The following is a 24,258-nucleotide window of genomic DNA, read 5'->3' as shown; positions in this document are numbered from 1 at the left end:
GGTCAGAGACTCAGGCCGCGTTCGCGGCCGTGTTCGCGCTCGTGCTCGCGCACCAGGTCGTGCGCGATCCGTAGCGCCTGCTGCGCGAGCCCGGCGGCGGAGCGCGGCAGCATGGGTGCGAGCCGCCGCGCAAGCTGGTCCGGGGTGACGGCGCGGCCGATCTGTGCCGAGTTCAGGACGGCGGCGGCCTCGCGAAGATCGGAGTAGCGGTTGCGGGGATCAGCGTTGGCGGCGTCGCGGAGCAGCCGCGCGGCGTGCTGGAGCGCGGGCCGCAGGCGCGCGGAGCGGTGGCGGGCGTACTCGAACCCGGCAAGCGCGGCGTGCGCCGCGCGCGCGGGATCGGCGCCGGGGCGGAGCGCGCCGAAGCGCTCCGGCCGCTGGCGGAGCGCGGCGGCGGCGCGGTCAGCGCCGCCGCGCGCCGCCGCGTCCAGAAAGGCGCGGCGGGCGGCGCGGGGATCTGCGTAGAGCGCGCGGACCTCGCGGGCGAAGTCGCGCCCGGCCTCCAGATAGGAGCGCCGCCGGCGGGGCGGCTGCGGGGCGGCGGGGACGGCGGGTGCGCGCCCCGCCGGCCGCGCGGGCTGCGGGGTCGGGGCCGTGGGGGTGCGGGCGGGTTTCGGGGCGGGGGCGCGCTCCGCCTCGGCGAGACGCTTCCGGTACTCGCCGTGCGAGCCTAGCCGCCGCTCCACTGCGTGACGGGAGCCGGTGCCCGGCGCCACGTCCGACGCCTTGACCTCCTGCACACCGTCCGTAACGACCATCCCGCGCCCCTTCATCTGGACCCGCAGGCCGTGCGCGGCTAGGGCGCGCTCCAACTCCGCCCAGGAGCACGCCCCCGTCAGGTGCGGCGCCGCCTGCGCCTTGCACCGTTCCAGAAACGCGGCATCGCCGGGCAGGAGCGGTGCGGGCGCGGGCGCGCGCTCCACGCGCCCTAGCGCCTCCTCGGGGACGGGGGCCAGCGTGCCGGGAACGATGCGGAAGCCTAGCTCGGCCTCCTGCGCCCGCATCGTCTTCTGTATCTCGCGGTAGTCGTTTCGGCCCGGCCACGCGGTGCACCTCTCCGGGTGCACCCGGTTGACCATGATGTGCAGGTGCGCGTGCGCCCGGTCGCCGTGGGCGACGATGAGCGCTTGATAGTCCTGCAAGCCAAGGTCGCGCAGGGTGCGGTCCGCCACCCTGCGCATCACGTCGCGCGTTACGGGGTCACCTGCGTCGAAGCTGACGATCAGGTGATAAACGGGGTTTTCGACGCGCTCCGAGTCGCGCGCGGTTACGTGCATGATGCGCGCGGCGGCCTGCGGGTCGGCGGTCGGCAGGTTGCGCGCTTCGATCCACGAAACGCGGTGCTCCGGGGGCGTGGCCTCGTACGTGTGGCCGTAGACCAAGTACGCGGCCAGCGCCTTGAACCCGGTGCCCCGCTTCGCAATCCCGATCACAGGGCAAACACGCGCTGCACGGCCTCGTCCACGGCGGCAAGGGCCGCGACGATTTCACGCGTGGACGGCAGGGCCTCGTCCGCGTGACCGGCGTGCACAAGCTCGTTGAGCACGCGCCCGGCGGTGATGATCGGGGTTATGACGGCGGCGGCTTCGCGGGCGCGCCCAGGTGCGGCCTTGATCGCCTGCTCCGTCAGGTGTGCGGACGCGGCGGCGAGCGCGGCCACGGCGGCGGCGCCGTCCTCGTCGGCCACGCGCTCTAGCTGCCGCAGGTTGTTGAGGACGCGCGCGAGCTGGTGCACCAGCTCGTCCCGCACAAGGCGCCGTCGGGGCGGCGCGGCTGTGGGGTCGCCGCTCTGCGCGGTCGCTAAGGTGGCCTCGCGGACGAAGCGGAGCGCGGGGATGTGCCGGGCGCGGGCGGCGGCCTCGACGGCGCGCCACTCGTCGGGGGACCAGCGGGTCGGTTTGCGGATCGTGCGCTTGGGGCGGCGGCGCATGGCGACGTGTGGCGTGTTGCGGGCCGGGTGGCCGGGTTGTGTTCTGGCGCGCTCGGAGGTGCCTCTTTATACCCCGCGCACCGGCCGCGTGGCCGGTCGGCCGTTCCTTTGAGCGCAGCGAAAAGGCGAGCATGGGAAAGGGGGACCTGCGAGCGCAGCGAGCGAAAAAGGTCCCCTCTTTCCCATAGCTCGCTCTTGGTTGTCCTATGCTGATACCGCCACCTCAGCCGAACCGCCGAACGCGACGGAGGGCCCTCGCCGGACAGTGTTTTCGTGGCACGAGAAACGGCGAAGTTGCGCGGCACGCAGAATCGGCAATTTCGCGGGCACGCAATCTCGGGAAATCCCGGCACGCGAAACGAACAGCCCCCGCCACCTCCGGAGAGGCAGCGGGGGCTGCTCGCAGGCCGCAGGAGATCATCGGCGTGCGACTTCGTTACTCCACGAGTTGACGGTATTTGAAGCTCGGCTCCCCCGAAACCTCGTCGGTCACCGCTACAGGTGAGTCGGAAATGATCCGCCGGGCCAGACGGTTTGACGCATCGTTTGAAGTCGCAACCATCGCCTCAACGTAGAACGGTCCGGTGAACTCGCGTCCCAGCAGATGACGCAGTTCTTCGATCGCCTTACGCACTGTGGTGCTCGCAAGCCCTTGGCCCCGGAACTTTTCGGCGACGGCGTAGCCGATGCCGAAAACGGGAATTCCCTCCTCTGTCCCGTCCGGTGAGAAGACGACAGTAGCCCGGACACGGCCATGGTTGACTACGGCGTACGTGATGCGACGGAGGCCAATCGGCCTGTCTTCGTGGATCTGCAGGTCCGGGTGAAGTTCGCAACGGTCCATCCGCACTTCGCCGCCGCTGAGAGCTTTCTGCAGAAGCTTCAGGCCCAGCATCGGATCTTGTTTGAGCGTCGGCATTCAAAATTTCCTCGGTTCATCGGTCCAGCCCGCATAGGGGCGCGTTGCACCGACGAAAGATAACACCTCAGTCCTTCGCTGCCCTGCTCCCGGGCCTTCCGGGGCTCCGCGCCCTCCCGCGCTGCACGCGGCCCGGTTTCGCGGCACGCGCAACCGGGGCTGCGGGTAGCTGGGCAGCTGGGTAGCTGGGTAGCTGGGTAGCTGGTGGCCGGGTGGCCGGGGTGGCCGGGGTGGCCGGGTAGCCGGGTGGCCGGGTGGCCGGGTGGCGGGGTAGCAGGGTAGCCGGGTCGCGGGGTGGTCGGGCGTGGGGGGGCAGCGTCCTAGTTTACTCCGTCCGGTTCAGGGGACACGATCCGGCGAAACTGACACACTCTTTACGTCCTTGCGTGCACAATCGCGGTCGGCCATGTTGTTGTCTAGACCGTATAAAGATGGGCGCGCGCGCTTCATCAAAGAGGATCAGAAAGGCCGGGGGAATGGTAGGCATCAAGCGGGCTGATCCGGAAGCAAAGCAACCGCGAAAGTGGCGTCTGTTGCCGCCACCGAGAGGACGCCATCGGTCATTTGATGGCGTCCAAGTCCTAGATGAGGTGGGCGGCGAGCTCGGCGCATTCCTCTTTCAACGCGTGCGTGACGTAATCCTGTGGGCAGAGGTAGCGCCAGAACGAAGGAGTGGCCTTTTCCAAGATCGGCACCCGCCCCGTGTGCCAGCGGGAGCGAACGAGATCGCTGCGGAGCTTCAAGCACTCGCCGATCTCGTGGGCTCACCCGCAACCGCTACTGCGGAAGGTCTCGCCACCGCGTGTGCCGGTATCTATCACTGGGCGCTGGATCGCGTGTTCTACGCGACAGCAGCAGAGTTTGCCTCCGCTGCGGCACATGCACAGCCTGCCGATCCCATGTTCGCCATCTATGCGGGCCGGGCGGAACGCGCCCGCGCCGCGTATGACTTGGGAACGCTGTGGTTCCAACGTGCAATCTCGGTCGCGCGGTTGGGCGGTAAGCTCTCGGCCTACACAGTCGCCCTGCTGTCCTGGGCGAATCAAGAGATCGGCAGGGGCAATCGCGCGCGGGGGCGCGCGCTTCTCCAGCGCGCGTGGCGCTACGCCAAGAGGCACAACCTGCGGCATCTAGGCGCTGAAGCGCGGCACGACTTGCTGGCGCTGTCCATCGACGTTGAAGATTGGGAAGGGGCGGAGATACACGCCGAAGCAGCCGCGAACCTGTACGGTCCGCGTGCCCGGAACATCTTCGCTCTGGCGCACGATTGGGCGCTGATCTGGCTTAATCGTGGCTACTTCTCGCACGCACTGCCCGTGATGGAAGCCGCTCTCCCCTTCCTCACAATCCCGAGCGCGCGCGTACTGGCGCTCTCCAGCATCGCACGGGCCGCCGCCGTGCTGGGGCAGACGGAACGCGTTCGCTCCGCATCGGAAGCGGTCCTCGGTCTTGCTGCTGTCGCGACTGAGAACGCCCCTATGGCTCTGGTCCACGTAGCACAGGCACATCACACCGCTGGAGAAATCGAGCGGGCGCGGGCACTCGTCGCCCGCGCCCGTGAGATGGCTAGGGGACGGCAGGATGCCACTGCCGAACATTTCGCCAATGACTTGCTAGCGAAGATTCGGTCCGCCGCGCCTCCGGAGCGCGAGAAGCCATTGCCTCCCAACAGCCCTATCCCGGCCAACGCGCAAATGCTCCACGACCGAGTAAGGCGTTTGGCGGGCTCGCTCTGATTAGTTCCCCGAACCGATAGCCCCTCCCCCTCGGCTTACCCCGCTGTCCGCCGACGCGGTTGCCACTCCGCCCATATCTTGGCCGGAGCCCTCCTCGCGGTTGCCGGACCCGTAGCCGCCGATCCCCTCGTCGAAATGCGCATCAGCACCGGACGACTTCGTGCCCGGAGCCGCAGTCGGCGTCGCCGTGCACGCGGTGAACACCAGCAGCGCGGCAAAGGTTGCGGGAATGAATCGCTTGAACATGGGTGCGCTCCGTCGCTTGATGGGTGTGCATTGCCCCGGCGAAAGCCGGGCTAAGCAGACGGAAAATACATTCGAGCGGTACGAACACGCCACCAACCGGGGGTAGGTATCTCCCTCGCAATCGTCTGGATCAGAACGGCAGAGCCCCAGCAATATCCTGTGTTTCCGCGTGTCCTACCGAGTAACGATTGCCGATCCGATAGGGACAGGAGTGCGGCCGGAGACTGTGTTTTGGTGAAAAATTGCCTTCCGAGTTGCGTCTGGTTTAATGTCAAAGCGCGAGTTTTTTGGCCGCTTTCGACATGGAGGACGCTCGGGATGCGAACGCAGAAAATCGAACAATCTTCCGCGCCACAGGAACAGGCGCCCCCCTCGACACCGCCGCGTTCCGCGCCCAGCGCCGGAGTGCCGTGCGGTCGGCAGGTGAGGACCGCTGCGGCGGCGCAGACGCACCGCCCAACGGAAACGGGCGGCGGTTCGCCCATGCCTCCGCCGTACGGCAATGAGCCGCCCGATTACGAGCGCTACAGGTACGGGTATCCGCCGGGCTGTGGGCGGATGTTCGGAAGCGGCAACTAACCAAGACGCCGCTGGGGCTGCCGCTGGAGCAAGAACGCTGGGAAACCGGTACGCTTGACGCGGGCGTTGATCCGTAGGGGGTGAAAGGACTTCCTCCGGGTCCCTGCATCCTTGGCCGTCCACTATCTCTCCCGTGGGTAAACTCCCGCCGCTAGGCCAGGAGCACACACTTGGGCGAGTGGCTTAATCTGGAGCGAAGGTGGTGACCGCCGCCCTCGTTCCTCCCAGCGGGCTTGATGGCACTGTTCGCTTTGGATAAAGGGGTGACAACAGCCATGGCCGAGGGAACCCGGGAAGTACCCTACCCGGAATTGGACATTGCCGTAGTCCGGAAATACGCAAACAGACGCGCGAACGCCTCGTCCGTCCGGGAGATTGCGCGCCGGATCGGTATGCGGCACACCTCGTTCGACAAGTTCCTTGCGGGATCGGAACCCTACGCGAGAAACCGCACCCTATTGTGCGAGTGGTACTTGCGCGAGCACTTGGCCCACCCCGCCTCCGAGTGGGCGCATCCCGTCGAGCGGCTGTCTAGCACCCCGGCGGAGGATGGCCCTTCGCTTCTGGACCGACTGTTGAGCGAGTTGCGCGGTGAAGCGCGAACAGAGGCGCGACTGCGGATCACCACCGCCCTCGCCCAGGGCTACCGGCGTATGGGCGTAGGCGAACCGGAATGGTTGTATCGCACCTGACCAGAGAATCCAGATGGTTGAGATCATCACCACCGCGCTCGGCGTATTCGCCTTGATAGTCCTGTTGGTTCTGTGGGAGGCGCCGGGGATTCTCGCGGTGTTGGCGGTGGGTTTTGTGGCGGTGCTGTTGTCGTTGGCGGAGCGGATCAGCGGCGCTCCGCCCGGCAGTTACCTGCGAGCGATGGAAGACGAATTATCCGCACGGCGACAGCTCCACGAGCAAACCGGGGAAGGCGACGGCGACGATGATGATTAACGGGGACTAGCCGCAGAGGGGGGTGGGGCGCGTTGCGCCTCACCAGCGGTTTCCACTACGGCGGGCGAGTGGGGGGCTTGTCCCCCCCGAGCCCGCCGTTCCGCAAATTTTTTTGGGACCCTTCGGTTTTTGGGCGCGACAAAAGAGCACACGCCGCACGGTTTCTGCGGAAGTGCGCAGGGGGCGGCGCCGGGGTGGGCGCCGGGGGAGCGGGGAACAGCCCCGCCGGGCGAGTAGGCCCGGCGGGGCTGTCAGTTAGTCTGTCAGATGAGGGGGGCAATCTGCCCAAATCGGCGGTTAGGTTGGTGTCGGCTGCGCGCGCACATCTAGGTTTTTCGCCGTTTTTGAGCATCTTGCACCGCAGCTACGTGCTTACGTAATCTGCGGGGCTTTCCGCAGTCGTTGCGGCGAGTTCACTCGCTCCCGCGGGGCGCACCACCGACCCCGCGCCCGCCGGGAACCCCCCGGCCCCCAAGCGAATGAATTCGCGGCTGGGACAACGCGATGTCGGCCTTCGCCGACGGGTCGTGTGCCGCACGCATGCCGCGGTGTGCCGGTGAAGCCCCGCGCAGTTTGCGGGGCTTTCCACAGTCGTTGCGGCGAGTTCACTCGCTCCCGCGGGGCGCACCGCCAACCCTGCGCCCCGCCGGGAACCTCACCCCTTCACCCCTTCACCCCTTCACCCCTTCACCCCTTCACCCCTTCACCCCTTCACCCCTTCACCCCTTCACCCCTTCACCCCTTCACCCCTTCACCGCACGAACTCCGTCACCTCCCGAATCTCCACCGGCCCCACGTTCGCCGCGCGGACCGCGGCCTCCACCACCTGCCGGTCGCCCACGACGACCACCACGGCGCGGTCGGGGCGTATGTACTCGCTCGCCACCCGCCGCAGGTCGTCGGCCGTGACGGCCATCACCCGCTGCACGTAGTCGTCGAAGTACGAGGCGTCCAGGCCGTAGGTCTCCAGCGCCGCCAGCTGGCCGGCGATGTCGGAGGTGGTCTCCAGCTGGCCGGGAAGGCGCAGGGCCACGAAGTTCTTGATCTTGTCCAGCTCCGTGGGGGTCACCGCCTCGGTGCGGATGCGGTTGAGCTCGCGGAAGAACTCCACCAGGGCGCTGTCGGTGGCGTTGGTCTGCACCCCCGCCCGCGCGGTGAACGGCCCGGCCCCGCGCAGCATCGCGAAGTTGCTGCTGGCGCCGTACGCCCAGCCGTGCGTCTCGCGCAGGTTGGTGTTCAGCCGGCTGGTGAAGGTGCCGCCCAGCATGGTGTTCATCACCATCACCGGAAAGAAGTCCGGGCTGCTGCGCGGCACGCCCGGGTGCCCGATGCGGATCTCCGACTGCGCCGCGCCCGGCTTGTCGATCAGGTACACCACCGTGCGCCCGATGCTGGGCGCCTGCGGCAGCTCGGCCGGCCCGGCGGCGGCGGGGCCCTGCGCGCGCCAGGCGCCAAAGGCCTCGGCCACCATGGGCTGCATGGCCGCGGGGTCCACGTCGCCCACCAGGATCAGCGTGGAGCTCTCGGGCCGGTAGCGCGCGGCGTGAAAGCCCTGCACGCGGCCGCGGTCCAGCGCGCGCGTCCCCTCGGCGGTGGGCACGCGGCCGTACGGGTGCTGCGCGCCGTACACCAGCGACGCAAAGGCGTTGTTGGCGATGGTGGTGGCCTCGTCCCGGGCCCGGGCCAGCGCCGTCAGCCGCTCGTCGCGCAGGCGGTTCACCTCGCGCTCGGGAAAGTCCGGCCGCGTCACCACGTCGGCCATGATGCGCAGCGCCGCGGGAAAGTTCTGCCGCAGCACGTACAGGTTGGCCTGCGCCGCATCCGTCCCCGAGCCGGTGGACAGGCTGGCGCCCAGCAGGTCCAGCGCGCTGGCCAGCGCCAGGGCGTCGCGGCCGCCGGCGCCCTCGTCCAGCATGCTGGCGGTGAACGACGCCAGCCCCGGCACCTGGGCCGGCTCGTCGGCGCTCCCCGCGCCGCGCGTCACCAGCACGGCGCTGACGACGGGAAGCTCGCGCTGCTGCACGTACATCACGGTCAGGCCGTTGGGCAGGCGCATGCGCACCGGCTCCGGCAGGTCCACCCGCGGCGCGCCGGTGGCGCGCGGCGGCGTGGTGGGAAAGTCCTGCGCGGCCGCGGGGCCGCCCAGCAGGGCGGCGCCGGCCGCGATGGAAAGAAGGGTGCGCTTCATTACTGGTTCTCCTGGGCGGCGAGCTCCGTCTTGCCCTGCGGGACGATGCTGATGATCACGTGGTTCTTGCCGGCCAGGTACTGCTGCGCCGCGCGCTGGATGTGCGCCGGGGTCAGGGCGCGGTAGCGGGCCAGGTCCTGCTCCGAGTATCCCGGGTTGCCCGCGTAGTACAGGTAGTCGTTCAGCCGGTCGGCCTTGCCCTGCACCGTCTCCAGCCCGCCCACGAAGCCCGTCACCATGCCGTTGACCACGCGGTCCAGCTCCTCCCGCGAGGGCGGCGCCGCGGCCAGCTTCGCGATCTCTTCGTCCATCGCCGCCTCGATGCGGTCCAGGTCCACGTCGGGGCGGGCGCGGATGCGCAGCATCAGGTCGCCGGAGAGCAGCTGGGCCTCGTTGAGCGACTGGGTGAAGGTCGCCACCTGCTCGTCGTACACCAGGCGCTTGTACAGCCGCGCGCTCTTGCCGTCGGTCAGGATGGCCGCCAGCGCGTTGATGGCCGCCTCGTCCTGCGAAAAGCGCGGGCCCGTGCGCCAGAACATGGTCAGCTCCGGCAGGGTGACGCGGTCCTCGCGGGTGGTGTAGGTGGTGGCCGCCAGCGCCGGCTGCGCGATGGTGGGCCGCTGCACGTCGGCGCCGCGGGGAATCCAGCCGAAGTAGCGCTCCACCCACTGCCGCACCTGCTGCGGGTTCACGTCGCCCACGATGGCGATGGAGGCGTTGTTGGGCGCGTAGTAGGTGCGAAAGAACTGGCTCACGTCGTCCAGCTGCGCCGCGTCCAGGTCGGCCATCGAGCCGATCGTCGTCCACGAGTACGGGTGGCCCTCGGGGTACAGCAGGGGCGGCGCGGCCTCCCACAGCAGCCCGTACGGCTGGTTCTCGTAGCTCTGCCTGCGCTCGTTCTTCACCACGCCGCGCTGCCCCTCGAGCTTGCCGGGGCTCATGGCGTCCAGCAGCCCGCCCATGCGGTCGGCCTCCAGCCACAGGGCCAGCTCAACCGCGTTGGAGGGCATGACCTCGAAGTAGTTGGTGCGGTCGTTGTTGGTGCTGCCGTTGTTCCAGGCGCCCGCCGCTTCCAGCCAGTTGTCGAAGTCGCCCTCGGGGACGTTCTTGCTTCCCTCGAACATGATGTGCTCGAAGAGGTGCGCGAACCCGGTGCGGCCGGGGCGCTCGTACCCCGAGCCCACGTGGTACCACACGTTCACCGCCGCCACGGGCGCCGAATGGTCTTCCGCCACGATCACCCGCAGCCCGTTGGGGAGCGTAAAGGTGGTGTGCGGGATGCTGACCTGCTGCGCGGCGACCGGTGCCGCGAGCAGGTTCAGCAGCAGGACGAGGCGTTTCATCGTAGCTGCCTCTTTCAAGGTAAGGGTGGTCAGATGCAGGGAGTGTACTGCCCCGCGGGTGTTCCCGAAATAGGGGCGGAACGGGAACCTGCTAAAATCTTGGCATCGGCAGGCGCCGTTGTACCCGTGCGGCGGACAAGGTTCCGGCGCGCGCGGCACGTCCGGAAATCGTATGCACGATGCCGCGGATGCGGACGTCCCTCGTGGCGGATCGCTGTCGCTGCCTGACGGACGGTGCTCCCGCGGGGCCGCGTCCACGCGACGCGGCCGGCTCCGCGCCATCCGCCGGCAACGGCCAAGGTAGCGGAGATGCTAAAAAATTGCCACATCGTTGAATCCGCTTGCCGCGCCGCCCCGTAGTCCGCATCTTCCCGGGGCCTGTCCTCCTCTTCCACACCCCCTTCCCCGAGCCATGACCAATCCAACCATCGTCCGCGCCCTCGCGGCCGCGGGCGCCGTGCTTTCCGCCGCTTTTCCCGCCGGGGCGCAGCGGCTGGGCCCCACCGTGCCGGTGGAGATCTTCGTGGGGCGGCAGGAGTTCGCCTCCGAGCTGCGCGTGCCCGACCAGGAGCTGGTGGGCGTGCGGCTGGGGCTGGACCTGGCCGACTTCGCCGGCATCCGCGGCTTCTACTGGCGCGGGCTCAACGACGACCGCGACGGCACGGCGCCGCTGCAGGCGTACGGCGCCGAGGCGCAGCTGAACCTGAACTCGGGGCGCGGCATCACCCCCTTCCTGGTGGCCGGGGTGGGGCGCGTGGACTTCATGGAGGGGTTCACGGACGAGGACGGCAACCAGCCGGACGACCAGGACGCGGCCATCCTGGGCGGCGGCGCGCGGCTCGACCTGGGGCGGGTGGGATTGATGGCGTCCGCGCGCAGCTACCTGTTCCAGGCGGGCGACTCGCTGAGCGACGACCTGCGTTCCAACCTGCAGCTTTCCGCGGGACTGACGTTCCGCCTGGGCCGCGCGGGGCGCCGGGTTGCCGCCGACGCGCCGCGCGTGGTCCGCGAGACGCGCGACACCGTCTACGTGACCCGCGACGGCGAGGCGCGCGCCGAGCGCCGCGACGGCGACGGGCAGCAGTTCGTCACCATTCCCGTGCCGCGCGAGGGCGAGATCTACCTGCGCTACGGTCCGTCGGACTCGTCCGGCGTCAACCGGCGCCCCGGGCTGGAAGGCGCCGGGGTGACCAGCGGGCAGATGGAGCTGGTGCGCCGGCAGGTGCTGGCGGACCTGGAGCCCATGCTGCGCGACCTGATGGCCGCCGAGCGCGCGGAGCTGCGCGAGCTGGTGCGCGACGAGCTGCGGCGCATCGGCGCGGCGGGGCTTACGCCGGAAGCGGAGCAGCGGCTGCTGGAAAACCTGGAGGCGCGGGTGGCGCTGCGGGTGCAGGAGCGCGTCGGCGCAACGGACGCCGCGGTCCGCCCGGCGCGCCGTCCCGGCTTTTCGCCGCGAGTGGAGGGGTGGAGCACGTATGCGGGCGGCAACCTGGACCGGCCGCGGCAGTTCGTCCTGGGCGGACGGCTGGACCTGGGCCCGCTCAGCCCGCGCAACCCGGCGCTCAGCGTGGTCCCCGAGCTGGCCATCGGCGGGGGCGACGGCGGGGTGTCGGTGCTGCTCGCCGCCAACCTGCAGTACGACTTTTCCGCGCTGCGCCTGGGGGGCGCGCCGTTCCAGCCGTACGCGTACGGAGGCCTGGGCTTTCTGGCGATGACCGATCCCGCCCCCGGCCGGGCGAAGCGCGAGGCGGTTCTTGACCTGGGCTACGGCGTCACCTTCCCCATGCCGGGCCGCACGGACGGGCCACGGCTGTTCCTTGAACACCAGGGCATCGACTTCTTCGACCTGAACCGCCTGCTCCTGGGCATCCGCTTCTGAGCCGCGGGATCGGAAATCATCCCGGTCCCCGAAGAAGATCGGCCTCACACGGAGTCAACGGAGTGCCAGTCCTCCGCTGACTCCGTTTACTCCGTGTGATACCAGATCCTGAAAAAGAATGATCGTACAGAGGAACAGAGTCAGACAGAGGAAGTGAGCTGGAATCTCATCTTGGTTCCTCTGTCTGACTCTGTTCCTCTGTACCCATAAAGGTGTTGTTTTCCCGGATCGGTATGAGGCCTTCTTTCAGGGGATGGATGCACGGCAGGATCTCGCGGCTCAACACGACGGACGTGAACTTCCGCCGGGCGGGATGGTACTTGCAGGCCCGACCGTCCCGAACAACGGGATGACCACTCGAGCAGAATGACATCGATGCGGATCGATCGACCGAATCCACACACGCGTGCCGTCGTGCTGGCGCTCGCCTTCGCGCTGGGCGGATGCGCGCCCGCCGCCGTCGCGCCCGCCGGGGACCCCGGGGCGTCGCCCGCCCCCGCGGCGGCGAACGCGATGATCCCGCTGCCGCGCGACATCCACTCGTTCGCGCGGCCCGAGCAGGCGCGCGTCACGCACGTCGCCCTGGACCTGCGCGCGGACTTCGCCACGAAGACGCTGGAGGGCACCGCCACGCTGGACGTGCAGGCCGCGCCCGGCGCGGACGAGATCGTGCTGGACACGCGCGGCCTCGACATCCAGGCGGTGACGGACGGCGCCGGACAGGAGCTGCCGTGGGAGTTCGGCGCGGCGGACTCGGTGCTGGGCCGCCCGCTCGTCGTCGGCGTGCCGCCGGGGCGAAAGATCGCCATCCGCTACCGCACCAGCCCCGACGCCGGCGCGCTGCAGTGGCTTACCCCCGGGCAGACGGCGGGGAAGCAGCACCCGTTCCTGTTCTCGCAGGGGCAGGCCATCCTTACCCGCACCTGGATTCCCACGCAGGACTCGCCCGGCATCCGCCAGACCTACGACGCCCGCATTACCGTTCCCGCCGCGCTGACGGCGGTGATGAGCGCCGACATGCTGACACCGCAGGGTGAGGCGGTGCCGGGGGGGCGCGCCTTCCGCTTCCGGCTGGACACGCCCGTGCCGCCGTACCTGATCGCGCTGGCCGTGGGCGAACTGGCCTTTCGCGCCACGGGGCCGCGCACCGGCGTGTGGACGGAGCCGTCGGTGCTGGACCGCGCCGCCTACGAACTGGCCGAGCTGGAGAAGTTCGTGGACGCGGCCGAGGCGCTGTACGGCCCCTACCGCTGGGGCCGCTACGACGTGCTGGTGCTGCCGCCGTCGTTCCCCTTCGGCGGAATGGAGAACCCGCGCCTGACCTTCGCCACGCCCACCATCCTGGCCGGCGACCGCTCGCTGGTGTCGCTGATCGCGCACGAGCTGGCGCACTCGTGGTCCGGCAACCTGGTGACCAACGCCACCTGGTCCGACTTCTGGCTGAACGAGGGCTTCACCACCTACTTCGAGAACCGGGTGATGGAGGCGCTGTACGGCCCGGAGCGCGCCGCCATGCTGGCCAACCTGGGGTGGCAGGGGCTGCAGGCGGGGATCGAGGACGCTGGCGGGGCCACCGGCGCCGACACGCGGCTGCACATCGACCTGGCCGGCCGCGACCCCGACGCGGGGATGACGGACATCCCCTACGAGAAGGGCGCCACCTTCCTGCGCACGCTGGAAGCGGCCGTGGGGCGCGAGCGGTGGGATGCGTACCTGCGCGGCTACTTCGACCGCCACGCCTTTCAGCCCATGACCACGGAGCGCTTTCTGGAGGACCTGCGCGCCAACCTGATCCGCGGCGACGCGGAGCTGGAGCGGCGGCTGATGCTGCAGGAGTGGACGCACGGCACCGGCCTTCCCGCCAACGCGGTGCACCGCGAGTCCGGCGCCTTTGCGGCGGTCGAGGCGCAGGCGCGGCGCTTCGTGGCCGGTACCCCGGCCGCCCAGCTGGCGACGAGCCAGTGGAGCACGCAGGAGTGGCAGCACTTCCTGGGCGCGCTGCCGCGGGGGCTGACCCCGGCGCAGCTGGGGGACCTGGACCGCGCCTTCCGCCTTTCGGAGCAGGGGAACAGCGAGATCCTCTTCGCCTGGCTGCAGATCGCCGTAATGCACCGGTACGAGCCGGCGCTCCCGGCGCTGGAGCGCTTCCTGACCAGCCAGGGCCGCCGCAAGTTCGTGCGCCCGCTGTTCACCAGCCTCATGGAGCAGGGCGAGTGGGGCCAGGCCCACGCCCGCCGCATCTACCAGCGCGCGCGGCCCGGGTACCATCCTGTCACCTCCGGATCGGTGGACGAGATCGTCCGCTAGCCCGCCGGACCCGCTCCAACCGCAAACGCCCGCCTCCAGCCTGGAGGCGGGCGTTTCTGCATGCCCCTGAACACGTTGTGCCGGAGGTGGCCGTGTTCGCACGGGCACTGTCATGAACGGAGTGAACACCCTTACCATCCACCCCTCACCTCACCGGGAGCGCGCTCTCCCGGCCTTGACACCGTACGGCGAATGCCGTACAATCTACGGAGGCGGGATGGGTTTCAAGGACGTGCGGGCGCTGCTCGTAGACGCGCTGCAGACGGATCAGTTCGGATTCGAGGACCGGGACGACATCGACCAGAAGAACCTCCTGGCCGCGAACGAAGTGGATACATCCTTCGTCATCCGATTGCTGTTGCGCTGCACCGGGCGGGACTACGCGTGTCGGAAGCACCATTTCCTGCCGCACGTGCTGTGTCACGTGTTCACACCCGTGATCGAGGGAGAGAGCTGGTACGTAAAGGCGTACTTTCTCTCCGCGCGAGCCGTGTTCATCAGCGTACACAGGTAGTCCAATGTACCTCGTCAAGGAAGGCGACCAGTCCGAGGCGATCTGCCGGCACTGCAAGACGCTGGTGACGACGCACTTCAAGGTGCGTACGTACCGCCTTGTCGACCGGGAGATCGACATTCCCGGGATGCTCGTGGGTGTGTGCGACGAATGCGACGGCACCGTCATGCTTCCCGCGCAGTCGTCGCCCCGCATCGGGGAGGCGCTTCAGCAGCGGAAGGAAGAGACGCTGGAGGCGAGGATCCCCACGCACCTCGAAGACGTGATCCACCTGATGGCGCGCACCTTCGAGGCACCCATCCAGACGTTCAGGCCCAGCGTGCTGCGTTTTTACCTGCGGGAGCTGGCGGGGGACGCGGAGTTCGCGGAGCGCGTGCATACGCTGGCGCGGTCGGATCTTGCGCGGGCACCGGGGCGCGCGCGCATCTCGCTGCGCGTGCCGGAGCCGCTGCTGGCCGAGGCGCGCGAGCGGGCGCGCAGGATGGGGATCGAGACGGACGCGCAGATGCTGCGCGGAATTCTGCTGGCGGCCAAGGAGGACGTGCTCGACGGCGGCAACCCCGAGCGCATCCTGCGGCTGGGTGGTGCCGCCCAGGCCGAAGGCGCGGCCCGTCCGCGGCCGCCCAGGGCTACCGCAGCAAGGGCGCGAGCATCCAGACCGCGCCGGTGATGACCACGATGCCGATGAGGTCCAGGATGATGCCGTAGCGCACCATCCGCATCAGCGGCACGTAGCCCGAGCCGTAGACGATGGCGTTGCAGGGGGTCGACACCGGGAGCATGAAGCCCAGGCTGGCCGCCATCGTGGCCCCCAGCGCGGGGACGAACGGGTCCACCCCCTGCGCCACGGCGATGGAGATCACCACCGGCACCACCATGTTGGCCGACGCCGTGTTGGAGGTGGTCTCCGACACCAGCACCGCCACGATGACCGACGCGGCCAGCAGCCCGAACTCGCCGTGCACGGGCAGCAGCCCCGTCAGCCCGCGCCCCACCCCCTCCGCCAGCCCCGTCTGGAACGAGAGCACGCCCAGCGCAAAGCCGCCGCCGTACAGCAGGATCACCCCCCAGTCGATCTTTGCCGCCTCGTCCCAGGTGATGGCCCGCGCGCCGCGGTCACCGGGGAGAAGAAAGAGCAGCAGCGCGCCCAGCAGCGCCGCCGCGCTCTCCGGCACCCGCGCCGAAAGCTCGCGATAGACGGGGCTCCCCTCGCCCGCCGTCAGCGCGAACAGGCCGGGGGTAATCCACAGCACCGCCGTCACCGCGAACGCGATCGCCACCGACTTCTGCCCCCGCGTCCACGCGCCCAGCGACGCGCGCTCGCGGCGGATGACCTCCGCGCCCTCGCCCAGCGTGGTGACGCCGGCGGGCGACAGCGCGTTCAGGTACAGGTACAGGCAGATGAACAGCAGGACGACCACCGGCACGCCCACCGCCATCCACTCGAAAAAGGTGACCTCCTCCTTCAGCAGCCCGCGGATGAAGCCGATGCCGATCACGTTGGGCGGTGTGCCCACCGGCGTCGCCAGCCCGCCGATGGAGGCCGCGAACGACGTCATCAGCATCAGCCCCGTGGCGTAGCGCGGGTCGATCCCCGGCCCGCCGGCGCCGCCCGCCGCCATCATCACCGACAGGATGGACATGCCGATGCCGAACATCATGGCCGTGGTGGCCGTGTTCGACATCCAGGCGCTCAGCGTGGCCGTCACCGCGCCAAACGCCAGCAGCACCCGCGACGGCCGCCCGTCGATCCACCGCATGGACAGCACGCCGAACGCCACGCGCCGGTCCAGCCCGTGGAGAAAGATGGCCCGCGCGATGATGAACGAGCCGATGAACAGAAAGATCAGCGGGTCCGCGTAGGGGGCGAACACCTCCTTGGCCGGCGCCACGCGCAGCACCACGCACGCCGCCGCGCCCAGCAGCGCCGTCACCGGCATCGGCAGCGCTTCGGTGATCCACAGCACCACCACCGCCGCCATCACCGCCGCCAGACGGTGCGCCTCCGGCTTCAGCCCGTCCAGCGGCGCCAGCAGCAGCGCCGTGAACACCAGCGGCGCCACGATGAGCCCCGCGCGCTGGCGAATGCGCTCGAAGCGCTCCTCCCCGCTCGTCAGCACCGGGCCGGACGAGGGAAGACCACGGCCCGAAGTTGCGGATTCCGTCACGTGGAAGGGAAGATGGCGTCGAGAAGGGATGGCGGACGGCGGAGGGCACGCCTGCGGTAGGTGCGACACAATGGCGGTGAGGCCCGAGTCCGGCAAGCGCACAGCCTGCCTCCGGCCATTCTCACGCAGAAGTGAAGTAGGCCGAACTGCTACGGCTCTTGTGCCAGCACCGGTCTTGACGCACCATGAGAGTCAGGGACTGGCTTACGGACACGCGCGCGTGTGTCGCCGCTATTTCAAAGATGAACTCTTCGCGACAGCGACACAGGGAAGGACGATCCCGCGCGTTCCGCATGGCGAAACGCATCGCCCTCCTGCTCGCGCTGGGTCTGGCCACCGAAACCCATTCCGCCGTTCCCCCTCCGCACGGGCTGCTTTTCGAGCTTCAGCGGGAAATCGGCGGCATGCGCCGCGTTGGGCCCATGCTGACGATCTCCCCCGTCTACGCCAAGTGTTCTTCGCTTCCGGACACGCTCGGCATCATCCCCCGTAACTCCTGCCCTACATCAAACCTTTCCCGTAGAACCAGAGAGCGGATTGCCGGCATCGCCACACGCGCGTCCGCGGTTGCGCAGCGTTCGGCCGATCCGGACGCCCTTCATGCCCTGGCGCTGATCGACCTCCTGTTTGCGAGAGGTGAAGGAAACGCGCTGAACCGGTCCATCTCAAACATGCAGAAGGCAGCCCGGCTGTCCGAAGCTCCCGAGCGGCCGCTGGCGGACCTCGCGGCGGCTCTGCTGATACGGGCCGAGCAGACGCAGAGCTCGCAGGACCTTTTCCAGGCGGTGGAGATGGCGGGAAAGGCGCTCCAGCATGATTCGCGGCATCCTGCTGCCCTCTTCAATCTTGCGCTCAGCCTCGAACTGCTGGGCATCGACGGGGAGGCGGATGTCGCGTGGCGGAGATTCCAGACGTGGGGACGGGGATCAAAGTGGAAGGGGGAGGGTGAGCGCCGCCGGCGGGCACGGGAGCATGTTCGCCCGCTCAGGGCGCCGTTTCTTGGGGCGCCGGCCACCGCTTTCGCGCAATACGTGGCGGGAGCTCCGCGGGAGGCGCGGGAATGGGGGTGGTGGCGGCTGCTTGGCGGCTGGGGCGCCGCTCACCTGCGGGGTGATTCGGCAGGCGCGGCCGCGTACCTCCGGGCGGCGGAGCTTATGGGAACCGCGCTGGAGCAACAGGGAGGCGACGCAACTCTGGTGGATGCGGTGCGTTCCATTCGCGGCTGCCCTCCGGGCAAGCTCGACGTGCTTGCCCGTGGGCACCACATGTGGGCGGAGGGCCTGGCAAAGTTCGAGCAGGAGCACGGCGCTCCCAGGGAACACTTCGCCAGACTGCTCCGGCTCGGTGCGCCTTCCGCGGCGCTGGACCTGTGGGCCCGGCACTACTACGGCGCGACCCTGGTGGTTACCGGGTCGCTCCAGGCAGGCGCGGTGGTCCTTCAGCAGCTCCTCGCCGACGCGGACAGCATCCGTGCCCCCGCATTGCGCGGGAACGCCCTCGCGGTCCTGGGGACCGCACACCTGCGGGACGCGAGCTATCAGGAGGCACAGCAGACGGCCCACCGCGCGCTCGCCGCGTTTCAGCAGGCTGGAGAGGCGGAGAGCCAAGGGCGTGCACTGTACCTGATGTCCGACGCAGAGTTCTCCCTGGGCCTGCATCCCGATGCGTACGCATCGGCGCATCGCGCGCTGAAGGTGCTGCGGCCCTTCCGCGGCTCGCATTGGCTGCACACCGCGCTCTCCGTCACCGGAGAGGAGCTGGCTTCCGATGCCCTGCCCATCGCGGCGCGCCACTTCTACGATGAAGACGTGGCCGTGGCGTCCCGGCACCCCAATGCCACGTACTACGCCGAAGCCCTGGTGTACCGTGCGCAGTTCCGCGCGGCCGTGCAGGACCTGACGGGCGCGGTCGCGGATTACGAGGCGGGCGACAGCCTGATCCGGCAGTTCCCACCCGGCCAGCGCCGCATGTGGTTCACGGGCGATGCCCTGGCGGCCCGGGCGGCCACCTTGCTCAAACGGGATCCCGGCCGGGCGGCGCGGCTGCTGGACTCCGTAATTGCGCTTCCCGACAGCGCGCAGACGGTCATGCGCCAGCTCAACGCGCTGGTTGCGCGCGCGGAGGCCCGGCTGGGGCAGGCAGACGCCAGTGGCGCGGCCGCCGACCTGGAGCGCGCGACCACCCTGCTCCGGCAGCAGCACGACAGGATCGCCAGCGAGCCGTACCGGGCGTCGCTGCTGGATGCCGCGCGGTCCGTGTTCGACAGGGTGGTGATGCTCCACGTGAACCGGGGCCAGCCGGTCGATGCGCTCCGTGTACTGGAACGGGGACGCGCGTCACTGGCACCGGTCCGTGGACCCGGACCGGCCGGACGCACGGAACTGCGGGCGCCGCCGGGCGAAACCGTTCTCGAGTACGCGCTGATCGGCGACACGCTCCTCACGTGGGCCATTCGGTGGGACTCCGTGCGGTTCGTGAGGACGGATGCGGACCGGGACGGGTTGCTGCGCGACGCGGAGCGTGCACGCACCCTTCTGGAAGCAGGAGGCTCGGACGAGGCTTTGCTCCCGCTGCTCGGGACGCTCCATGATCGGCTGGTCCGGCCTTTTGCCGCGGCACTGGGACCGCGCGATGCCCGCGTGGTGCTGATCGCGGACGGTGAGCTGGGGGCGGTTCCCTTCGCGGCACTGTACGATGCCCGCAGGCGGCGATACCTGATCCACGACCACGTCCTGCGCTACGCGGCCAATCTTCAGGAGGCGTTCCCGCAACCCCGCCGCGCGAGCGTGGCTGCACTCAACGCGCTGCTCGCGGCGGGGCCGGCGTCCGTGCCCGGGCTCCCGGAGTTGCAGCCCCTGGTGGCGAACGGTCACGAAGTGCGTTCCGTCTCCATCTTCTACTCGGGTGCGGCGGAGGTAATGGCCGGCTCGGGGGCCACGGCGCCGGCAGTGACTCGTGCGCTGAGTGGAGCCTGGCTCTTTCACTTCGCCGGCCATGCGCTCCTCGACGATGCCCGGCCCGAGCAGTCGTCGCTGGTCCTGTCCGCTGCCGCGGGCTCGCCATCCGGCCGCCTCACCGCTGAAGACCTGGGCGCACTCGACTTGCGGCACATGCGCCTGGTCGTGCTTTCCGCGTGTGAAACGCTCCGCTCGCGCGACGGAAGGTCCGGCGGACTCGCGGGATTCAGCGGTGCCCTGCTCGCCGCCGGGGCGGGAGGTGTGATCGGGAGCACTTGGCGGGTGAACGATAGGCCCACGCGCGAGCTCATGGTCCGGTTCCACGACTCCTTCAGCCGCTCGCGCGATGCCCCCGCCGCACTGCGCGAAGCCCAGCTGCAATTGCTCCGCAGTCCTGATCCGTCGCTCCGCTCGCCGTCCGCGTGGGCCGGCTTCCGCTATGCCGGCAATTAATCCTCCTCTACAAGGACTCGGAAAATGGCGTTCGACCTCTACATCACCTTCTCCGGACTTTGCATGCTGGTGCGCAGGCCTGACGAGCTGCTGGTGCTGCTGCCGCACACCCACGACGGTGACCACAAACACGTTGCGGTTTTCGGCTCCCACCGGCGATACCAGCCAGAAGCCGCTGGCGGTACGCCCTTCGTCGAGCACGAACTGGGGCGTGGCGTGGTGTCGCTCGACGACCTCGACGCCGACAGCAAGCTCCGGACGAACCTGCAGGGGTTCGAAATCGCGGACATCACCGGTTGCGTGAGCCCGGTGCAGAACCCTGGGGCCATCTTCGCGCAGATCGTGGTCAACCAGGGCGCCCCATGCCCGCGGGAAGTATGTGAGCAGCACCATGGCGCGTACTGGAATTTTCGGGATCCCGAGAATCACGGAAGCGTGAAGAGGCAGCGGCTTGCAACCGCTCTTCACTGGCGCATCCGCGACGTTCGCGAGGAGGTGGACGGACGCGAGGGGCTTATGGTGCGAGTCACTCCTTCATCGGGTCAGCCGTATGACGTAACGCTCCGCCCTTCGGGTGGGCAACTGCGGATGTACGTGTTCCATACTCTCCCTGACGAGAAGCCGTCGAGCGGCCCTCCGCATCCCAGGCCGATCAAGAATGGAGAGAAGGCTCCACACTTCGAGCACTACTTCGAGCTGTTCGATGGAAAGCCGTCTGAAGAATGTCTTCCAGAGTTTGCGGGTGACACGGAGGAAGCGCGGGATGGTGAGAAGTTCATGCAGTTCAACTTTGTGGGTCGCCGCTATTCATGCGTGATGGCAACCATAGATGATCCCGAAGGCAGGTAGGCAGTCCTCTCCCGTCCTTCGGCTCTACAATCCCCTGTCCCAATAGGAAGGTCCGGATGAACACACATGACGCTCCTGCGGAATTCACCGTAAAGCTTGACGTCAAGCCGCTAAAGAAGCTCCATCGCCAAGTCAAGGCACGCCGGTTCCGGAAGTACCTGCAGGCTTATACGGCAATTCCAAGCCGCCATTACCGTCATTCGGGCAACCGGTATGCGGTTCAGATGCTCTGTGACGACTTCGAAAGAATTAGTGAGAAGCTCAAGGTTGCGACTCTTCCTTTTTCGCATGAGAACCAGACGCTGCACAATGTAGAGGCCAAGCTCGACAGCAACATCCGTGGTGACAAGCGCATCATCCTTATTTGCGCCCACCTTGATTCCACCGCCGAAGGAGATCCGGGCTACCAGCCTTTGCTGGATGAGGCTCCTGGCGCTGACGATGACGCAAGCGGGATTACCGCAGTGCTGCTGGCGGCGCATGCGGTTGAAAAACTCCGCCAGATGAATGACGGTCCCATGCTGCATCGCGAGATCCGGTTCGTCCTGTTCAATGCGGAGGAGGCGCGGCAGTGCGGTAGCAGGAACTACGTGGAGTCACTGGGCGACGGACAAGTCATCGCCGTGTACAACATGGACATGATCGGATACAAAAGCTCTCAGAACATCTTAGAAGTTCATGCGGGTTACACGAATTCCTCGATGGAGTCGGAGGTACAGGGGCACTCGCTCGTTCTCGCGTCGGTGATCAAGGACCTGCAGCCGGCGCTGGCGCCTGGATTGAAGGTGCAGGTCTACCCCGGTGAAGACGACAAACGTGACGTCGCTCAGGGATTCGGCGACCACACGAGCTTTCACGAAGCGGGTATCCCGGCGTGCCTGGTCACGGAAAATTTCTTCACCGGCCCGGGGACGATCGGCTTGGCCGAACCCAATCCAAACCATCACCTGCCGGAAGATCGCCCGGAGCACCTGGACCTGGAGTATGCCGCCGGCATTGCGCGCGTCGTCGCGGGAGCGGCGTGGTACACAGCCACCGCGCCTATATGGCCGCCCAACAAAGGTGGCAACCACTCTGCTGCCTGATATGAGAAGCCGGACCAGGGATTCAATTCAAGGGTGAAAACGTAACGCAGAGGAAGCATGTTCGGCTTCCTCTGCGTGCGTCTGTCGCCCGGGCGAGTACTCGGGTGTCGAAACTTGGGTGCTCAGCTGCCCAGGCGCCCGAGCAGCAGCTTCGTCTGCGCTTCGAGCACCGCCCAGTCCGGCTGGCCGTCGCGCCGGGCAGCCGCGCGGATGGCGTCCACCGCGCTTGCGGCTTCCGGGTCCAGGGACATCTCCCCGGCTCGATCCAGCATCTTCCGCGAAGCGCGCGCGGCAAAGAACTCCGCGTCCCGCGATGCCGCGGCGAGGCGGGCCGCCTCTGCCCAGGCGCCCAGGGCGAAGTGGTCTTCGTCCACGAACATTGCCACGTTCTCGCGCCCGTCCTCCAGCAGCTCCGCCAGCGCCTGCGGCGGCTGGCCCGCGCGGGTGCCGATCTCGCGGTAGGTGGACGCCACCAGCCCCGCCGCCGGTACGTCCGCCAGCATGGCCTCGATGCGGGCGGCAAGGAGCAACGTCTGCTCCGCCTGCCGCGCGGCCGCGGCGAGCTCCAGGTCCACGTGCAGCGCGCCCAGCTGCGCGGCGCGGGCGTTGTCGACGACGGGGGTGCCGCCGCCGCGGGTGACGGGCCAGGGCGACTGATTCCCCCAGTCGGGGGGGAGGCCGGCTTCGCGGTTGGCCAGCAGGCCGGCATACTGGCCGGGGTTGCCCGGACCGCCGCCGGAGCGCGAGAGGGCCAGCGGCACCAGCACCACGCCCGCCACCATCGCCGCCAGCGCCAGCCAGCGCGTGGGGAGGCGGCGGCGCGTCCGTTCGGTGGAAGGCGGACGGAGCGGGATGATCTTCGTCTCCGCATCGGGATCCGCATCGTCCACGTCATCCGCGCGGGGCGCGATGACGCTGCCGTCCTCTGCCTCCAGGTCGCGCAGCACGGCGGCGGCGTCGGCCAGCAGCTCGGCGTCCTCGTCGGACGCCGAGAGATGGGCGACGGCGCTGGCGTGCTCCTCCTCGGGCAGACCGCCGTCGAGGAAGCGCGCGAGATCGTTCTTGTCCATGTGCGATTGACTCACCGCATTTCTCCCTCCACGTGCGTTCTCATGCTCCATTGGATGGGCACGAAACGCCCATGTCCCACAAAATCAGGCGGGTCATGGTGACAGTTCCCCCAGAAAGTCGCGCAGCTGCTCCGGCTGAACCCCCTCCGTGGGGAGGTCGCGCCGAAGCTGGCCCAATATGCGCTCGATGCGCCGGTACAGCGGCTTCTGCGGCAGGGTGAGCGCGCGGGCCACGTCCGCCACGCTGAGCCCCTTCCAGTACTGCAGCCGCAGGATCAGCCGGTCTTCGGCCGGCAGGCGCTCCATCACCCGCTCCAGCGCCGTCATCACCACCCTGCGCTGCCGGTCGGACTCTTCCGCGGCCACGCGCTCGTCCGCGGCGGCGGCGGCGGGAACGGTGTCCAGCGGCGCCTCGCCGGCGGGCAGCGGGCGCAGCGGGCCGCGGACGGGAAGCTCGCCCAGCAGCGCCGCCAGCCGGGCGTCGGGCAGGTCCGTGGCTCCCGACGCGCGCAGGGTCCGGGCCGCCTGGTCCAGCGTGCACCCGTCGCGGTACACCAGCGTCTCCAGCCGCACGGCCAGCGGCCCCTTGCGCAGCGCCGCCGCCGAGGGGCGCCACCGCCCCCAGTTCCCCGCGCGGTAGTCGCGGAAAAGCGCCGCGACCACCACCACCAGGTAGGTGCGGACGCTGCTGTCCCCGCGAAACTTGCGCAGCGCGGCGTAGTCGTCCTCGATGAGCCGTAGCTTGACCCACGAGGCCACGTCGTCCACGTCGTCGCCTCCCACGCCAAAGCGGCGGCACAGCGAGGCGACGCTCCGATCCACCCACTCCAGGTTCTCGAGAAAAAGCGCTTCGGCCTTCTGGCGCCCCGGCACCTCTTCCGTGTCCCCGCCTGGCGGCATGAGAATCTTTGCTGAAGCGTGAAAACCTTCCGGTGAAGACAACCTATCCCCCGCAACGTCCTGCAACAACGCCGCAAACGTGCAGCGGCGAGCCGGGATGGTTCCGGCGGTCCGGTCGAGCGTCCCTCCCGCACGGTGTCGGGATGGGGACACGACCCGGGCGTGCGGGGGGATTCGCGGGCGGTGC

20 protein-coding genes are annotated in these 24,258 nt (G+C 68.8%); 10 read left to right on the top strand and 10 right to left on the bottom strand.

From position 1 onward, the window contains the following. Nucleotides 1-2 precede the first annotated feature (2 nt). The 4 genes from VGC13_RS24380 to VGC13_RS24365 form a co-directional block, all read right to left on the bottom strand. Nucleotides 3-1,433, bottom strand: coding sequence for a relaxase/mobilization nuclease domain-containing protein (locus tag VGC13_RS24380; protein ID WP_331127915.1), 1,431 nt, complete (start codon nucleotides 1,431-1,433; stop codon nucleotides 3-5). Further along, nucleotides 1,430-1,930, bottom strand: a complete 501-nt coding sequence (locus VGC13_RS24375) for a hypothetical protein (protein WP_331127914.1) — start codon at nucleotides 1,928-1,930, stop codon at nucleotides 1,430-1,432. The genes VGC13_RS24380 and VGC13_RS24375 overlap by 4 nt, the downstream gene beginning before the upstream one ends. Nucleotides 1,931-2,366: 436 nt before the next feature. Further along, nucleotides 2,367-2,849 (bottom strand): GNAT family N-acetyltransferase, encoded by a 483-nt coding sequence (locus tag VGC13_RS24370; RefSeq protein ID WP_331127913.1) that lies wholly within the window; start codon nucleotides 2,847-2,849, stop codon nucleotides 2,367-2,369. A 581-nt stretch (nucleotides 2,850-3,430) separates the two neighbouring features. After that, nucleotides 3,431-3,592, bottom strand: a complete 162-nt coding sequence (locus tag VGC13_RS24365) for a hypothetical protein (RefSeq protein ID WP_331127912.1) — start codon at nucleotides 3,590-3,592, stop codon at nucleotides 3,431-3,433. Between the two features lie 156 nt (nucleotides 3,593-3,748). Between VGC13_RS24365 and VGC13_RS24360 the strand changes: the two genes are divergently transcribed. Further along, a complete protein-coding gene (locus VGC13_RS24360) occupies nucleotides 3,749-4,585 on the top strand; it encodes a hypothetical protein (protein WP_331127911.1) in 837 nt (278 codons plus the stop codon). On the opposite strand, the gene VGC13_RS24355 is transcribed toward VGC13_RS24360, so the two are convergent. Next, nucleotides 4,586-4,831, bottom strand: coding sequence for a hypothetical protein (locus VGC13_RS24355; protein ID WP_331127910.1), 246 nt, complete (start codon nucleotides 4,829-4,831; stop codon nucleotides 4,586-4,588). It abuts the gene before it with no gap. An 815-nt stretch (nucleotides 4,832-5,646) separates the two neighbouring features. On the opposite strand from VGC13_RS24355, the gene VGC13_RS24350 reads away from it, so the two are divergent. Both VGC13_RS24350 and VGC13_RS24345 read left to right on the top strand, forming a co-directional pair. Continuing rightward, on the top strand, nucleotides 5,647-6,102 hold the full coding sequence (locus VGC13_RS24350) for a hypothetical protein (RefSeq protein WP_331127909.1): 456 nt from the start codon (nucleotides 5,647-5,649) through the stop codon (nucleotides 6,100-6,102). Between the two features lie 13 nt (nucleotides 6,103-6,115). Beyond that, nucleotides 6,116-6,358, top strand: coding sequence for a hypothetical protein (locus VGC13_RS24345; RefSeq protein ID WP_331127908.1), 243 nt, complete (start codon nucleotides 6,116-6,118; stop codon nucleotides 6,356-6,358). Nucleotides 6,359-7,109: 751 nt separating this feature from the next. Here the strand turns inward: VGC13_RS24345 and VGC13_RS24340 are convergent. Continuing rightward, on the bottom strand, nucleotides 7,110-8,546 hold the full coding sequence (locus VGC13_RS24340) for a pitrilysin family protein (protein ID WP_331127907.1): 1,437 nt from the start codon (nucleotides 8,544-8,546) through the stop codon (nucleotides 7,110-7,112). Further along, a complete protein-coding gene (locus tag VGC13_RS24335; RefSeq protein ID WP_331127906.1) occupies nucleotides 8,546-9,889 on the bottom strand; it encodes a pitrilysin family protein in 1,344 nt (447 codons plus the stop codon). Before VGC13_RS24335 ends, VGC13_RS24340 begins: the two co-directional genes overlap by 1 nt. Before the next feature lie 412 nt (nucleotides 9,890-10,301). On the opposite strand from VGC13_RS24335, the gene VGC13_RS24330 reads away from it, so the two are divergent. From VGC13_RS24330 to VGC13_RS24315, 4 genes are all read left to right on the top strand, one after another. After that, nucleotides 10,302-11,768, top strand: coding sequence for a hypothetical protein (locus tag VGC13_RS24330; RefSeq protein ID WP_331127905.1), 1,467 nt, complete (start codon nucleotides 10,302-10,304; stop codon nucleotides 11,766-11,768). A 375-nt stretch (nucleotides 11,769-12,143) separates the two neighbouring features. Then, complete coding sequence (locus VGC13_RS24325; RefSeq protein ID WP_331127904.1) at nucleotides 12,144-14,075, top strand: M1 family metallopeptidase; 1,932 nt, start codon at nucleotides 12,144-12,146, stop codon at nucleotides 14,073-14,075. Nucleotides 14,076-14,292: 217 nt separating this feature from the next. Further along, nucleotides 14,293-14,589, top strand: a complete 297-nt coding sequence (locus tag VGC13_RS24320) for a hypothetical protein (RefSeq protein WP_331127903.1) — start codon at nucleotides 14,293-14,295, stop codon at nucleotides 14,587-14,589. A 4-nt stretch (nucleotides 14,590-14,593) separates the two neighbouring features. Then, complete coding sequence (locus VGC13_RS24315; RefSeq protein ID WP_331127902.1) at nucleotides 14,594-15,259, top strand: hypothetical protein; 666 nt, start codon at nucleotides 14,594-14,596, stop codon at nucleotides 15,257-15,259. Here VGC13_RS24315 and VGC13_RS24310 read toward each other — a convergent pair. Beyond that, nucleotides 15,219-16,709, bottom strand: coding sequence for a DASS family sodium-coupled anion symporter (locus tag VGC13_RS24310; protein ID WP_331127901.1), 1,491 nt, complete (start codon nucleotides 16,707-16,709; stop codon nucleotides 15,219-15,221). The two genes, VGC13_RS24315 and VGC13_RS24310, sit on opposite strands and share 41 nt — an antisense overlap. A 341-nt stretch (nucleotides 16,710-17,050) precedes the next feature. Between VGC13_RS24310 and VGC13_RS24305 the strand changes: the two genes are divergently transcribed. The 3 genes from VGC13_RS24305 to VGC13_RS24295 are packed head-to-tail and all read left to right on the top strand — an operon-like array spanning nucleotide 17,051 to nucleotide 22,101. Next, entirely contained in the window at nucleotides 17,051-20,167 is a 3,117-nt protein-coding gene (locus VGC13_RS24305; RefSeq protein ID WP_331127900.1) for a CHAT domain-containing protein, read from the top strand. Between the two features lie 24 nt (nucleotides 20,168-20,191). Continuing rightward, nucleotides 20,192-21,016: a hypothetical protein gene (locus VGC13_RS24300; protein WP_331127899.1), complete on the top strand. Its 825-nt coding sequence runs from the start codon at nucleotides 20,192-20,194 to the stop codon at nucleotides 21,014-21,016. A gap of 56 nt (nucleotides 21,017-21,072) precedes the next feature. Further along, nucleotides 21,073-22,101, top strand: a complete 1,029-nt coding sequence (locus VGC13_RS24295) for a M28 family metallopeptidase (RefSeq protein WP_331127898.1) — start codon at nucleotides 21,073-21,075, stop codon at nucleotides 22,099-22,101. A 122-nt stretch (nucleotides 22,102-22,223) separates the two neighbouring features. Here VGC13_RS24295 and VGC13_RS24290 read toward each other — a convergent pair whose 3' ends face one another. After that, a complete protein-coding gene (locus tag VGC13_RS24290; RefSeq protein WP_331127897.1) occupies nucleotides 22,224-23,171 on the bottom strand; it encodes a hypothetical protein in 948 nt (315 codons plus the stop codon). A gap of 93 nt (nucleotides 23,172-23,264) precedes the next feature. Next, nucleotides 23,265-24,071 carry a sigma-70 family RNA polymerase sigma factor gene (locus VGC13_RS24285; protein ID WP_331127896.1) on the bottom strand — a complete coding sequence of 269 codons (807 nt, stop codon included), beginning with the start codon at nucleotides 24,069-24,071 and terminating at the stop codon, nucleotides 23,265-23,267. Nucleotides 24,072-24,258 lie beyond the last annotated feature (187 nt).

It is taken from the genome of Longimicrobium sp. (assembly GCF_036399255.1).
Classification (GTDB): Bacteria; Gemmatimonadota; Gemmatimonadetes; order Longimicrobiales; family Longimicrobiaceae; genus Longimicrobium.
Note: the sequence above shows the minus strand (reverse complement) of the source record. Positions and strands in the feature narration are given on the sequence as shown.